We start from the raw sequence: 15,513 nt of genomic DNA on the forward strand, positions 1-15,513 counted from the left end.
ATGAGCATCCGCCGTGATCGTCTGCCGCTCAGCGCGGCACAGCTCGGACTCTGGTCCGCTCAGCAGTTGGACCCGGCGAGCCCGGCGTATCTGACGGCCGAGTACGTGGAACTGACCGGCCCGCTGGACGAGGCCGCCTTCGTCGCCGCGGTGCGGCGGGCGGTGGCCGACACCGACGGGCTGAGCGTCCGGTTCTCGGTGGTGGGCGACGCGGTCCGGCAGGAGCTCGGCGCGGTGCCGCCGGCGGAGCCCCTGGTACTCGATCTGAGGGCGGAGACCGACCCCGGGGAGCGGGCCCGGGAGTGGATGGACCGCGAGCGCTCGGTCGCCGTCGATCTGGAGAGCGGCGAACTCTACCGCCACGCGCTGCTGCGGACCGGTGAGCAGCGGTGGCTCTGGTACCACCGCTGCCACCACATCCTGCTCGACGGATACGGATATCTCCGCTTCGCCGAACGCGTCGCCGAGGTCTACGGCGCCCTCAGCACCGGGCGCACCCCGGAGGAACACCGGCTGGGTTCGCTGCGGGATGTGCTGACGGCCGACCGGGAGTACGCGGGATCCGAACGGGAGCGCGCGGACGCCACCTACTGGCGCGGGCTACTCGCCGACCGGCGGGACCCCGTCACCCTCGCCGGACGGGAACCGGACGGCCCCAGCGGTCACTTCCTGCGGCACCGGTGCGCGCTGCCCGCCCCGGCCGCCGCCGCGTTGGAGGAGTTCGCCCGCCGGGCCAGGGCGACCTGGCCGGAAGTGGTGCTGGCCGCCTGGGCGCTCTACCTGACCCGGCTCACCGCCGTGGACGAGGCCGTACTCGCCCTACCCGTCATGAACCGCACCGGTGGTGCCCCGGCCCGGGTTCCCGCCACCACCGTCAATGTCGTCCCCCTGCGGATCGCCGTGGACGAGCGGACCGGTCTCGGTCCGCTCGTCCGCTCGGTCGCCCGCTCCCTCCGCGACCAGCGGCGCCATCAGCGCTACCGCGGCGAGCGGCTCCGCCGGGAACTCGGCCTGTCCGGGCGGGGACAGCGGCTCTTCGGTCCGCAGGTCAACATCAAGCCCTTCCCCACCCGGCTCTCCTTCGGCGCCTGTTCGGGCGAGACCCGCTATCTGGCGGCGGGGGCCGTCGACGATCTCACCGTGACGGTGAACGGCCTGCCGGGCGCCGACGGTCTCGATGTCACCCTCGACGCCAATCCCCGGCTGTACGGGGCCGCCGAGACGGTCGCCCACGCGGAGCGGTTCACCGACCTCCTCGCCCGCATCGGTGGCTACGACGACGACACCCCGGTGGGCCGTGTCCCGCTGGTCGGCCCCGCCGAGGCGCGGCGGATCCTGGACGACCACCACCCCGACCCGCGGATCCGGGCCGCGGAGGAGAGCCGGGCGGCCGGGACGTCCCCCGACCTCTGGGCCGCCTTCGCCGACCGGGTCCGGCGCACGCCCGACGCGGTGGCGGTGGTCGGCGGCACCGGCCGGCTCACCTACCGCGAACTCCACGCCCGGGCCGAACGGCTCGGCGCCACGCTGCGGGGGCTCGGCGCCCGGCGCGGCACGCTCGTCGCCGTCGCCCTGTCCCGTACCGAGGCGCTCCCGGTGGCCCTGCTCGCGATCATCCGCACGGGCGCCGGTTACCTTCCGCTCGACCCGGCCCAGCCGCGCGACCGGATCCGGCGGATGGTGGCCGACTGCGGACCGGTGCTGCTGGTCGCCGATCCCGGCGCGGAGTGGGACGTACCGGTACCGGTGCTGGCCGTGGCGGCGGGCGGATCCGCCGACGCCACCGGCGCCACCGCCGCGGCCACCACCGCAGAGGTTCCGCATCCGGAGGACACCGTGTGTGTCATCCACACCTCGGGCTCCACCGGCCGCCCCAAGGGTGTGGTCGTCACCCGGGGCGCCCTCGCCAATGTGCTCGCATCGGTGGGCGGGCTGCTCGGGCTCGGCCCGGCGGACCGGATGCTGGCGGTGACCACCGTCTCCTTCGACATCGCCGCGACCGAACTCCTCCTGCCGCTGCTCAGCGGCGGCCGTGTGATCGTCGCCGGTACCGACCAGGTGCGGGACCCGTTCGCCCTCGGGGCGCTGATCCGGGCCACCCGACCGACCGTGATGCAGGCGACCCCGTCGCTCTGGCGGGTGCTGACCGAGGCCGTGCCGGACGATCTCGCCGGAGTGCGTCTCCTGACGGCGGGCGAACCCCTGCTGCCCGATCTCGCCCGCACCCTGCGGGATCTGGGCTCCGGGCTGGTCAATCTCTACGGCCCCACCGAGACCACCGTCTACTCCACGGCCGGCGAGGTGACCGCAGCGGACGGCCCCCCGCACGTGGGCCGCCCGGTCCGGCACACCCGCGTCCTCGTGCTCGACCGGGCCCTCACCCCGGTCCCCGCCGGACACACCGGTGAGCTGTACATCGGCGGCGCCGGAGTGGCCCGGGGCTATCTGGGCCGCCCCTCGCTGACGGCCGAACGCTTCGTCGCCGATCCCTGCGGTCCGCCGGGCGAGCGGCTGTACCGGACCGGCGACCTGGCCCGGCGGCGTCCCGACGGCCTGCTGGAGATCGCGGGCCGGGCCGACGACCAGCTCAAGATCCGGGGACACCGGGTCGAGCCGGGCGAGATCGAGGCGGCACTGTTGGAACACCCCGGAGTGCGGGAGGCCGCGGTCGTCGCCCACCCGGCACCGGACGGGGGCCTCGTCCTGGTGGCGTACCACACCGGACCGGAGGCTGACCCGGCCGATCCGACCGGGGCGACGCCCGCGCCGGCGGACCGGTCGGGGGAGCTGCGGGCGCACCTCGCGGCCCGGCTGCCGGATCATCTGGTGCCCGGACTCTACGTCGCGCTCGACCGGTTGCCCCGTACCGCACACGGCAAGACCGACCGCAAGGCGCTGCCCGCTCCCGTCCCGCCGGTGCGGGCGGGACGGGACGGCCGGGCGCCGTCGTCCGCCGCCGAGACCCTGCTGTGCGCCCTGTTCGCGCGGGTGCTCGGGGTCGGTGAGGACAGTGGGGTTGGTGGGGTGGGACCGGACGACGACTTCTTCGCCCTCGGCGGGCATTCGCTCACCGCCGCCCGGCTGGTCACCGCGGTCCGTGCCGAGGCCGGGGCCGAACTGACCGTACGGGCACTCTTCGACCACCCGACGCCGGCCGGGCTCGCCGGCGTCCTGGAGCGGGCCGGGACCGCCAGGGAACCCCTGCGCCCCCGGCCGCGGCCCGCCCGGCTGCCGCTCTCCGCCGGTCAGCGCCGGCTCTGGTTCCTGGCCGGGTCCGGCGCCCCCGACGGGGCGTACAACATCCCGCTCGCACTGCGCGTCCGCGGACCGCTGGACGTCGAGGTGCTGCGGGCGGCCGTCGGCGACCTGCTGGCACGCCACGAGATCCTGCGCACCCTCGTCCCCGCCGTCGCGGGTGAACCCTTCCAGCGGATCCTGGACCCGGCCGAGGTGGCTCCGGCGATCGCGTGGTACCGGGTGACCGATGCCGAGTCCGAGCGGCGGATCACCGAGGAGGCCGGCCGCGCCTTCGACATCGCGGCGGAGATCCCGCTGCGGGTGGCGGTCTTCTCCACCGGGGATGACCACCACACGCTGCTGCTGGTGCTGCACCACATCGCGGCCGACGAGTGGTCCCTGCCGCCGCTGCTGCGCGATCTGGGCACCGCCTACGCGGCGCGCGCCGACGGCCGGGCCCCGGAGTGGACCCCGTTGCCGGTGAGCTACGCCGACTTCACCCTCTGGCAGCGGGCCACCGGCCACCGCGACGAGCGGGCGCTCGGCGACCACTGGCGCGCGACGCTGCGCTCGGCACCGGAGCGGCTGACGCTGCCGTGGGCGGGCACCGACCGCGCGGCGGAGACCGGGCCGGACGACGGCCCCGCCGAGGACCGGGCCCGGACCCTCGACTTCCCGATCGGCGCGGAGCTGCACGCCCGGGTGCGGGAGCTCGCGCTGCGCACCCGCACCACCACCTTCATGGTGCTGCACGCCGCGTTCGCCGCCACCCTCTCCCAACTCGGCTGCGGGGAGGACATCGTGGTCGGCGCGCCCGTCGCCGGACGGGACGACGAGGCGCTCCGGGACGCCGTCGGCTTCTTCATCAACACCCTGGTGCTCCGGGCCGACCTCAGCGGCGGCCCCACCTTCCTGGAGCTGCTGGAACGGATCCGGGAGACCGACCTCACCGCCCTCGCCCACCAGGAGTTGCCGTTCGACCGGATCGTGGAGGCGGTCAACCCGGTGCGGCTCCCGGGGGTCAACCCGCTCTTCCAGGTGCTGTTCGCGGTACGTGAGGAGTTCTCCGCCGACCCCGTACTCCCGGGCCAGACGGGCCGCCCGACCCTGGTGAACACCGGCAGCGCCAAATTCGACCTCCAGCTCACCATCAGCGAGGACACCGCGCACGGCGGCGCCACCGGTCAGTTGGAGTACCGCACCGGTCTCTGGACCGCGCCGGCCGCGGCCCGGACGGCCGACGCCTATCTGCGGCTCCTGGAGCGGATGACCGCCGACCCCGGCCGGCCCGTCGCCACCACCGACCTGCTGACCGGCGCCGAGCGGGCCCTGCTCGGCGCGGAACACACCGCCCCCGTACGCACGGTGCCCGGTGTCTCGCTCGCCCGGCTCTGCGCCGACCAGGCCGCCCGTACCCCTGACCGGACCGCGCTGGTCAGCGGCGGCGAGGAGCTGAGCCACCGGGAGCTGGACCACCGGGCGGCCCGGCTCGCCCGGCTGCTCGCCGATGCGGGCGCGGGCGCGGGACACCTCGTCGGGGTCTCCCTCCCGCGCGGCACCGATCTGCTGGTCACCCTGCTCGCCGTCGCCCGCACCGGCGCCGCCTATCTGCCGGTCGATCCCGATTTCCCCGCCGAGCGGATCCGGCAGTTGCTCACCGACGCGGGGCCCGCCCTGCTGGTCACCGACCGGGCGACCGCGGCCGCCATCGGCCCGATCGACGCAGAGCGGGGCCGGACGGTCCTGCTCGATGATCCGGCCGTCCACCGGGCCCGGGAGGAGGCCGTGCCCCTGCCGCCCGCCGCCGCGCGGCACGGCGCCCACCCCGCCTACGTCATCCACACCTCCGGCTCCACCGGCCGCCCGAAGGGTGTCGTGGTGACCGAGGCCGCGGTCACCAACTTCCTGCTCTGCCTCGCCGAGACCCTCGCGTTCACCGGCCGGGAGCGTCTCCTCGCCGTCACCACCGTCGGCTTCGACATCGCCGTGCTCGAACTCTTCCTGCCCCTCGTCACCGGCGGCACGGTGATCCTCGCCGACCGGGAACAGGTGCGGGACCCGGCCCTGCTGAACCGTCTCCTCGTGTCGTCCGGTGCCACCGTCATGCAGGCCACCCCCTCCCTGTGGCGGGCGTTGACCGAGACCGACCCCGAGGCGGTACGCGGGGTACGCGCCCTGGTGGGCGGAGAGGCGCTCGCCCCCGATCTCGCGGGCACCCTCGCCACCCACGCCGCCCAGCTCGTCAACCTCTACGGCCCCACCGAGACCACCGTCTGGTCCACCGTCGCGGTGCTGGACCAGCGGTCAGCCACCGCGCCCCCGGTCGGCCGGCCGCTGTGGAACACCCGGGCCCATGTCCTCGGGCGCGGTCTCCGCCCGGTGCCCACCGGGGTGACCGGCGAGCTGTATCTCGCCGGAGACGGAGTGGCACAGGGCTATCTCGGGCAGCCCGGCCTGACCGCCGAACGCTTCACCGCTGAGCCCGGCGGTCCCCCCGGCAGCCGGTTGTACCGGACCGGGGACCTGGCCCGGCGTCGCCCGGACGGCACCCTGGAGATCGTCGGGCGGGCCGACCACCAGGTGAAGATCCGGGGGCACCGGGTGGAACCGGGCGAGGTCGCCGACGCCCTGCGCGCAGACCCCCGGGTCCGCGACGCGGCGGTACTCCCCCACGTCGACGCGGGCCATCCGACACCCCGGCTGGTCGCCTATCTCACCGGCCCCCGCGACCCGGCCGAGGCGGCCGCGGTCAGGGCGGACCTCGCCGGCCGGCTCCCGGCCCATCTCGTCCCCGCGCTCTGTGTGGTGCTCGACGCCCTGCCGCTCACCCCCAACGGCAAACTCGACCGCGCCGCGCTCCCGGTGCCCCGGCTGGCGGCACCCGGCGGCCGGGCCCCACGGGGTCAGCGCGAGGAACTGCTCGCCGCTCTCTTCACCGAGGTCCTCGGGGTGCCGGAGGTCGGGGCCGACGACGACTTCTTCGCCCTCGGCGGCCACTCCCTGCTCGCCGCCCGGCTGGCCGGACGCACCGCCGACGCGCTGGGGCGTGCCCTCTCCGTACGCGAGGTGTTCGACACCCCGACCGTCGCCGGGCTGGCCGCCCGGACCGCGGCGCCCGGTGCCGCGCTGCCCGCACCGGCGCCCCGGCCGCTGCCCGAGCACCCGCCGCTCTCCCCCGCCCAGGCCCGGCTCTGGTTCCTCAGCCGGCTCGAAGGACCGGCCGGTGAAGTGGCGCCCGCCTATCAACTGCCCTTCGTCCTCACCCTCGACGGAGCCGTCGATGCGGCCGCACTCACCGCCGCGGTCGGCGATGTCGTCGCCCGGCACGAGGTGCTGCGCACGGTCTTCCCCGACACCGACGGCGTCCCGCACCAGCGGATCCTGGCCGCCGGCGGGGACGTCGCCGTCCGCAGCGTCACCGGTCCCGGCCACCCCGCGGAGCTCATCGACCGGCTTTGCCGGGAGCCGTTCGACCTGGCGACCGAACCACCGTTGCGGGTCACCCTCTTCCGGGAGCCCGGACGCACCACCGTCCTGTTCCTGCTCCACCACATCGCGGCCGACGAGGGATCGGCCGGCCCACTCCTCACCGATCTCGCCACCGCCTACACCGCCCGGCTCGCGGGCGAGCGGCCCGATCTGCCACCGCCGCCGCTGACCTGCGCCCACCACGCGCTGTGGCAGCGGGAACTCCTCGACGGCGACCGGTACCGGCCGCAGCTCGACTTCTGGCGGCGGACCCTGGCCGGAGCCCCCGCGGAGCTGGTGCTGCCGACCGACCGGCCGCGACCGGCCCGGCCCGGCGGACGGGGCGGTGTCATCCCCTTCGCCCTCCCCGACGACACCGCCCGGCGTCTGCGCGAAGTGGCCCGGGAGAGCGGTGTCACCCCCTTCATGGCGGTCCAGGCGGCCGTGGCGGCGCTGTTGAACGCCCTCGGCGCGGGCGATGACATTCCCCTGGGAGTGCCGACCGCCGGCCGCGACCGCGCCACGGAGGACCTGGTCGGTTTCCTCGTCAACACCCTGGTGCTCCGGACCGATCTCACCGGGAACCCCGGCTTCCGGGAGCTGCTCGGGCGGGTGCGTGCCACCACCCTGGACGCCTTCGACCACGCCGATGTGCCGTTCGAGCGGGTCGTTGAGGAGCTGAACCCCGAACGTACCGCCGCCAACCCGCTGTTCCAGGTGATGCTCACCCACCGCACCCGTACCGCACCGCCCTTCGACGCACCGGGCATCACCGCGGACCTCGCCCTCTGGGAGACCGGCGCGGCGAAGTTCGATCTGCTGATCGGCTTCACCGACCACCCGGACTCCCAACGGATCGACGGGGCCGTCCACTACAGCGAGGACCTGTTCGACGCCGGTACCGCGCGCGCTCTCGCCCGGCGCCTCGTCGCCCTGCTGACGGCGGCGGTCGCCGACCCCGACCTGCCCATCGGCCGGTACGACCTGCTCACCGCCGAGGAGCGCCACACCCTGCTGCACGACTGGAACCCGCCCGCCGCGGACGCCGGACCGGCCGGGCGGGCGGCGACCGCACCGGCCGATGTGCTCGACCGCCTCGCCGCCGCCGTCGCCGCCGGCCCGGACTCGGTCGCGGTGGTCCATGAGGGCCGATCGCTCAGCTACCGCGAACTCGACCGGCGCAGCAACGCGCTCGCCCGCCGGCTCATCGCCCGGGGCGCCGGGCCCGCGCAGCGGGTGGCGCTGCTGCTGCCGCGCTCGCTCGCGCTGGTGGAGGCGGTCGTCGCGGTGGCCAAGACCGGGGCGGCCTACGTCCCCCTGGACCCCGGCCACCCCGCCGACCGGCTGGCCCACCATCTGATCGACGCGGCGCCCGTCCTGCTGCTGACCGATACGGAGACGGACCGGACCGCCGCCGACGCCCTGGCCGCCGCCACTGCCACTGCCACTGCCACTGCCACTGCCGAGGTCACCGATGGCGGGCTCCCGGAGGTCCTGAACCTGAGCCGGCTCGCCGCCGACCGTGACCGCGACGGCGACCGGCAGCCCACCGGGGACATCACCGACGCGGAGCGCACCGCCCCGCTCCACCCCGACCAGGCCGCCTATCTCATCCACACCTCCGGCTCCACCGGCCGCCCCAAGGGCGTGGTCGTCACCCGGCGCAATCTCGCCCGCCTCTTCGACGCCACCCGCGACCACTTCTCCTTCGGCCCGGACGATGTGTGGACCCTCTTCCACTCGTACGCCTTCGACTTCTCCGTCTGGGAGATGTGGGGCGCGCTCCTGCACGGCGGACGGCTCGTGGTCGTGCCGCAGGACGTCACCCGCTCCGCGCCCGACTTCCTGCGGCTGCTCCACACGGACGGCGTGACCGTCCTCAACCAGACCCCGTCCGCCTGCTATCAGCTCACCGAGGCCCTCACCGCGCCGGGCTCACCCGGCATCCCCCGGACGCTGCGCCGGATCGTCTTCGGCGGCGAGGCCCTCGATGTCGCCCGGGTCGCCCCCTGGGCGGCCGGTCCCGACGCGCCCCAACTGGTCAATATGTACGGGATCACCGAGACGACCGTGCATGTCACCGCCTACGACCTCACCCCCGAGCGCATCGCGGACGCCACCGCGCGGGGCGCCGTCCCGATCGGACGGGCCATCGGGGATCTCCGGCTCACCGTGCTGGACGACGCGCTGCGCCCGGTACCGCCGGGGGTGGTCGGGGAGTTGTACGTCGCCGGCCCGGGGCAGGCCCGCGGCTACCGGGGGCAACAGGCCCTCACCGCGACCCGGTTCGTCGCCGATCCGCACGGCGCGCCCGGATCGCGCATGTACCGCAGCGGCGATCTGGCCCGCTGGACCCCGGACGGGCAACTGGTCCATCTGGGGCGGGCCGACCGCCAGATCTCGCTGCGCGGCTTCCGGGTGGAGACCGCCGAGATCGAGTCCGTGCTCCGCACCCGGGGCGGAGTGGCGTCGGCCGCCGTGGTGCTGCGCACCGATCTGCCCACCGGCCCCGGGCTCGTCGCGTACACCACCGGCGCCGCGCGGGCCGCCGATCTCCGCGCGGCCTGCGCCGCGGCCCTGCCCGACCATATGGTGCCGACCGCGTTCGTCCCGCTGGACCGGCTGCCGCTGACCGTCAACGGCAAGCTCGACCAGGCCGCCCTGCCGCTGCCCGAACAGGCCCGCTCGGAGGGGGGCCGGGGGCCGCGCACCGAACGGGAGCGGGTCATCGCCGAGCTGTACCGGGAAGTCCTCGGCTGCGGCCCGGTCTCGGTGGACGACGACTTCTTCGCGCTGGGCGGGCACTCCCTGCTGGTGACCCGGCTCGCCGGCCGGATCCGCGCGGAGTTGGGCACGCACGTCGCCGTACGCACCCTGTTCGAGGCCCGCACCGTGGCCGGTCTCGCGCGGCGGCTCGACGACGCCGGCCCGGTGGCGCGGGCCGTGCCGCCGCCGGTCGTCCCGGTCGCGCGGCCGGAACGGCTACCGCTCTCCCCGGCGCAGGCCCGGCTCTGGTTCCTGCACCGGCTCGCCGGCTCCGCCACCACCTACACCGTCCCGCTGCTGCTGCGCTTCTCCGGGCCGGTGGACGGCGGCGCGCTCGGCCGGGCGCTGGCCCGGCTCACGGAACGCCACGAGATCCTGCGCACCGTCTATCCGGAGTCGGAGGGCCGGCCGGTGCAGCGGATCCTGTCGCCGACCACACCCCGGCTGGAACACCTCTCCATCGGGGCGGACGACGAGCCGCACCACGACACCGGCCCCCGCCCGGAGAACGAGCCGCACCACGACACCGGCCCCCGCCCGGAGAACGAGCCCCGCCGGGACGCCGGATCCCGCCCGGAGCGGCCCGGCGCGGGGAGCGACCACGGCGACCGCAGCGGCCGGAGTGACCGGACCGACGCGAGCGACGGGAGCGACGGGAGCGACGGCCAACCGGGTCCGGGCGACGACGTCTTCACCCGGGCCGCCCGGCGGCTCGCCACCGTCGAGTTCGATCTGCGGACGGAGCCGCCGCTCCGCACGCATCTGCTCACCGGCCCGGACGGCACCACCGCGCTCCTGCTGGTGCTGCACCACATCGCCACCGACGAGTGGTCCACCGGACCGCTGGCGCGCGATCTCGCCCTGCTGTACGACAGCGCCAGGGACGGCACCCCCGAGCCGCCCGCGCCCCGCCTCCAGTACGCCGACCACACCCTCTGGCAGGACCGGGTACTCGCTGACGACGCCCCCGGGCTGCTCGCACACTGGCGCACCGCACTCGCCGGAGCCCCCGCCGAGATCGCGCTGCCGCTGGACCGGCCCCGGCCCGACGAGATCGACCAGCGTGGCGACTCCGCGGAGTTCGCCATCCCGCCGGAGACCCACCGGGCCGCGGCCCGGCTCGCCGCCGCGAGCGGGGCCACCCTCTTCATGACCCTCCAGGCAGCCCTCGCCGCCCTGCTCACCGCCCATGGCGCCGGCACCGATCTACCGCTGGGCACCGTGGTCGACCAGCGGCACGACGACGGTCTCCGAGAGCTGCCGGGGCTGATCGCCAACACCGTCGTCCTGCGCACCGACACCTCGGGCGACCCCACCTTCCGGGATCTCCTGGAGCGGGTCCGCCGTACCGACCTGGACGCCTTCGAGCACGCGGCGCTCCCCTTCGAGCGGCTGGTGGACGAGGTCCGGCCGGAGCGTTCGCTCTCCCGGCATCCGCTCTTCCAGGTCGCCGTGATCCATCAGAACGAATCCGTCGCGAGCGTGGACTTCGGTGCGGCCCCGGCCCGGATCGAGCTGGTGGAGACCCGGGGAGCGAAATTCGATCTCACCCTCGCCGTGGTCGAACGCGCCGGGACGGACGGGCTGCGGGCCGCCTTCAACTACCGTACGGCGCTGTTCGACCCGTCCACCGCGAGCGCGCTCGGCGCCCGGCTGAACCGACTGCTGGAGTGGTTCTGCGCCCACCCCGACCTGCCGATCAGCGCCGCACCACTGATGGACGGGGCCGAGCTGCGGCAGGCCGTCGCCGACGGCACCGGCCCGGAGTCCCCGCTGCCCGCGACCACCCTGGTGGAGCTGGTGCGCCAGCGGTGTGCCGGCGAACCCGACGCGGAGGCGCTGCGCGACGGCGACCGCGTCTGGAGCCGGGCCGGGTTCGACGCCGAAGCCGACCGGATCGCCCGATTGATCGCCGACCGGGGCGCGGGGCGGGGGCGGGTGGTCGCCGTCCTGCTGCCGCGCTCCGCGGAACTGGTCCTCGCCGTGCACGCCGTACAGCGGGCCGGGGCCGCCTATCTGCCGATCGACCCCGGGCTGCCCGCCGCCCGGATCGATGAACTGCTCGGCGAGTCCGGAGCGGTCCTCGTCGTCGGGGCGGGAGCGCGCACCGGCAGCGGGGAGTACGGCTCCGGTGCCCGTGCTTACGGCTCCGGTGCCGGCGCCTGGCCGGGGGAGCAGACCGGTGCCGGTGCGGCGGCGCTGCCGTATCTCGACCTCACCGCGCCCGCCGGGACCGGGACACCGCCCGCCGGTACCGGTAATGCGGCGCCGGCCCCGATCCACCCCCCGGGCCCCGGCGACCCGGCCTATCTGATCTTCACCTCGGGCTCCACCGGCCGCCCCAAGGGCGTCACCGTGCCGCACTCCGCCATCGTCAACCGGCTGCGGTGGGCGCAGGAGACCCACCGGCTCACCAGCGGTGACCGGGTGCTGCTGAAGACGCCCGCGAGCTTCGACGTCTCCGTGTGGGAGCTGTTCTGGCCGCTGCTGGCCGGCGCGACCCTGGTGGTCGCCGGGCCGGAGGACCACCGTGACCCGGCCCGGATCGCCCGGCTGCTGCGCGAACACGCCATCACCACCGTGCACTTCGTACCATCGATGCTGGCGGCGTTCGTCGCCGTCGCCGGCCCGTCCGAGTGCACGAGCCTGCGCCGCGTGATCGCCAGCGGGGAGACCCTGCCCGCCGCCACCGCCGACCGGCTCCGGCAGCTCGCGCCCCACACCGAACTGCACAATCTCTACGGCCCCACCGAGGCCGCCGTGGACGTCACCGCCCGGCGGGTCACGGCGCGGGACATCGCCGACGGTCGGATCCCCATCGGCCGGCCCGCGGCGAACACCGGGGCGTTCGTCCTGGACGCCGCGCTGCGTCCCACTCCGGCCGGTGTCCCCGGTGAGCTGTATCTCGCCGGTGTGCAGCTCGCCCACGGCTATCACGGCCGGTCGGCGCTCACCGCCGAACGCTTCACCGCCGCCCCCGACCGCCTCGGGCTGTCGCCGGGCGCCCGGCTCTACCGCACCGGCGATCTGGCCGCGCGCCGGCACGACGGCGCGCTCCACCACCTCGGCCGCGCCGACGACCAGATCAAACTGCGCGGGCAGCGGATCGAACCCGGCGAGATCCAGGCCGTGCTGGACGCCCACCCCGGGGTCGGGCACAGCGCGGTGACCACCCACACCGATCCGGCCACCGGCGCCGTCCACCTCGTCGGCTATGTGGTGCCGGCCGTGCCGGCCGGGGAGACGGACCTGTCCGGGCTCGCCCGCCATCTCGCGGAGCGGCTGCCCGCCGCCCTGGTGCCCACCGCGCTCGTTCCCCTCGCCGCACTGCCGGTGACGCCCAACGGCAAACTCGACCGGGCCGCGCTGCCCGCCCCGGAGCTGACCTCGAACGAGAGCTGGGCAGAACCCGTCAGCGCCGACGAACGGCTGCTCGCCGGCCTCTTCGCCGATCTGCTGCGGATCGAGCGGGTCGGCCTGGACGACAGTTTCTTCGCCCTCGGCGGCGACAGCATCCTCTCCATCCAGTTGGTGGGTGCGGCCCGCAAGGCGGAACTGCGGTTCACCCCGCAGGACGTGTTCCGCCACCGCACCGTGCGCGGTCTGCTCACGGTGGCCCGGCCCGCCCCGTCCGCCGACGATCCGCCCGCCCGACCCGCCCCGCTGTCGCCCGGCGACCCCTGGCCGCTCACTCCGCTCCAGGAGGGACTGCTCTTCCTCTCCCAGTACGACGCGGACACCGGCGCCGCGCCGGGGCCGGGCGTGCTCGACGTCTACCACGTACAGGTCGTGCTCCGGCTGAGCGGCGCGGAGATCGACCGGGAGCGGCTGGGCACCGCGCTCACCGCCGTGCTGGACCGGCACGCCGCGCTCCGTACCGCGTTCACCGCCGACGCCGGGGTCTGGACCCAGCGGGCCGCCCCCGGAGCGGCGGCCGTCGTCGACGAACTGGATTTGCGCCGCCGCCGGCCCAAGGAGCGGGACCGCAGGGCCCGGCGACGCGCCGAGGACGACCGGACGCGCCGCTTCGACCTCGCCGCGCCGCCGCTGCTGCGCGCCACCCTGATCCGGCTGACCGACACCAGCGCCGAACTGGTCATCACCGGACACCATCTGGTGCTGGACGGCTGGTCGCTGCCGGTGCTCGTCCGGGAACTGCTCCGGTCGTACGGGGGTGTCGCACTCGCCCCGGCCCCGCACTACCCGGAGTATCTGCGCTGGCTCGCGGACCGGGACGGGGACGCCGCCGGGGAAGCCTGGCGCACCGCGCTGGCGGGGGTCACCGAACCGACGCTGCTGGTCCCGGACGACCCCGGGGCGACCGAGCTCCCCGAGGAGCACACGATCAGGCTCGACGCGGCGCTGACCGCCCGGCTGGGCGCGTTCGCCCGGGAGCACGAGCTCACCCGGAGCATTCTGGTCCAGACGGTGTGGGCGCTGGTGCTCGGCGCCGCGACCGGCCGCCGTGACGTCGTCTTCGGCACCGTCGTCGCGGGCCGCCCCGGCGAACTCCCGGAAGCGGCGGACATGATCGGGCTCTTCGTCAACACCGTGCCGGTGCGGGTCGCCACCCGCCCGGAGGAGACCCTCCTGGAGCTGCTGGAGCGGGTGCGGGACGAGTTCACCACCCTGCTGCCGCACCACCACCTCGGACTCGCCGACATCCAGCGGGCCGCCGGTCACGGTGTCCTCTTCGACACCCTGACCGCGCTGGAGAACTACCCGAGCGACAGCGTCGCCGACCTCGGCGCGGCGGCGGGTCTCGGCCTGGACGAGGTGAGCGGCCGGGACGCCACCCACTATCCCCTCACCTTCGTCGCCGTCCCCGGACCCGAGTTGACCCTGCGGCTGGCCCACCGGCCGCGCGCCATCGGCGCGGCGCGGGTCGCCGCCATCGCCGACCGGGCCCGACAGCTCTTCACGACGCTGGTGGACGCGCCGGAGACCAGGGTCGGCGCGCTGGACCTGCTGTTGGAGCGGGAACACGCCTTGCTGCGCGCCCACGCCGAGGGTCCCACCGCGGCGCCCGTCCGGAGCTGGGCGCGGCTCTTCGCCGATCAGGTCGCGGCCCGCCCCCGGGCCGTCGCCGTGGACGCGCCCGGGACCACCCTGACCTATGCGGGGCTGGCGGCCCGGGCCGCCCGGCTGGCGGACCGGCTGACCGCCGCGGGGGCGCGCCCCGGCGCGCTGGTCGCGGTCGTGCTGCCGCGCTCGGTCGATCTGGTGGTGGCCCAGCTCGCGGTGCAGTTGACCGGCGCGGCCCAGCTACCCGTCGACCCGGACTATCCGCCCGGCCGGATCAGTGCCATGCTCGCCGACGCGGACCCCGCGCTGGTGGTCACCGACCCGGTGTCGGCCGACCGGTATCCGGGGGCGCTGCTGGTGGCACCGCCCGGCGCGGAGGTCGAAGACGACACGCCCGACGGTCGGGGCGACGGCGCGGCCGTCGGGCTCGCGGTCACCCCCCACCACCCCGCCTATGTCATCTACACCTCCGGCTCCACCGGCCGCCCCAAGGGGGTGGTCACCACCCAGCACGGGCTGGCCTCCCTCGCCGCGTCCCAGGCCGAACGGCTCCGGGTCGGACCGGGCAGCCGGGTGCTCCAGTTGGCGTCGCCGTCGTTCGACGCCTCCGTCATGGAGACCCTGATGGCGCTCGCCACCGGGGCGACCCTGGTCGTCCCCGAACCGGGCCCGCTCGCGGGCGAATCGCTCGGTGAGACCATCGCCGCCCGCGGGATCACCCATGCCCTGATCCCGCCGACCGCGCTCACCGGCCTGGAGCCGGACGGTCTGGACACCCTGCGGACCCTGGTCGTCGGCGGTGAGGCGTGCTCCGCGTCGCTGGTCGCCCGCTGGGCCCCCGGCCGCCGCATGATCAACGCGTACGGGCCCACCGAGGTGACCGCCTGCGTCACCATGAGCGAGCCGCTCGCCCCCGGCGGTCCGCCGCCGATCGGCGGCCCGCTGGCCGGAGTGCGCCTCCATGTCCTCGACGCCCTGCTCCGGCCGGTGCCCCCGGGCACCGTGGGCGAGCTGTAC

Annotated in this window: 1 protein-coding gene (running past one end of the window); it reads left to right on the top strand. The window is 75.5% G+C overall.

Annotated elements, in window-relative coordinates:
- Window positions 1-15,513 carry the 5' portion of an amino acid adenylation domain-containing protein gene (locus ACH4S7_RS32665; protein ID WP_398524994.1) on the top strand. The gene runs 2,244 nt beyond the window's last position, so 15,513 of the gene's 17,757 nt are visible here — the first part of the coding sequence; the start codon lies at window positions 1-3; its stop codon lies off the right edge, out of view.

The sequence above is a fragment of the Streptomyces sp. NPDC020965 genome (assembly GCF_044333555.1).
Taxonomy (GTDB): Bacteria; Actinomycetota; Actinomycetes; order Streptomycetales; family Streptomycetaceae; genus Streptomyces.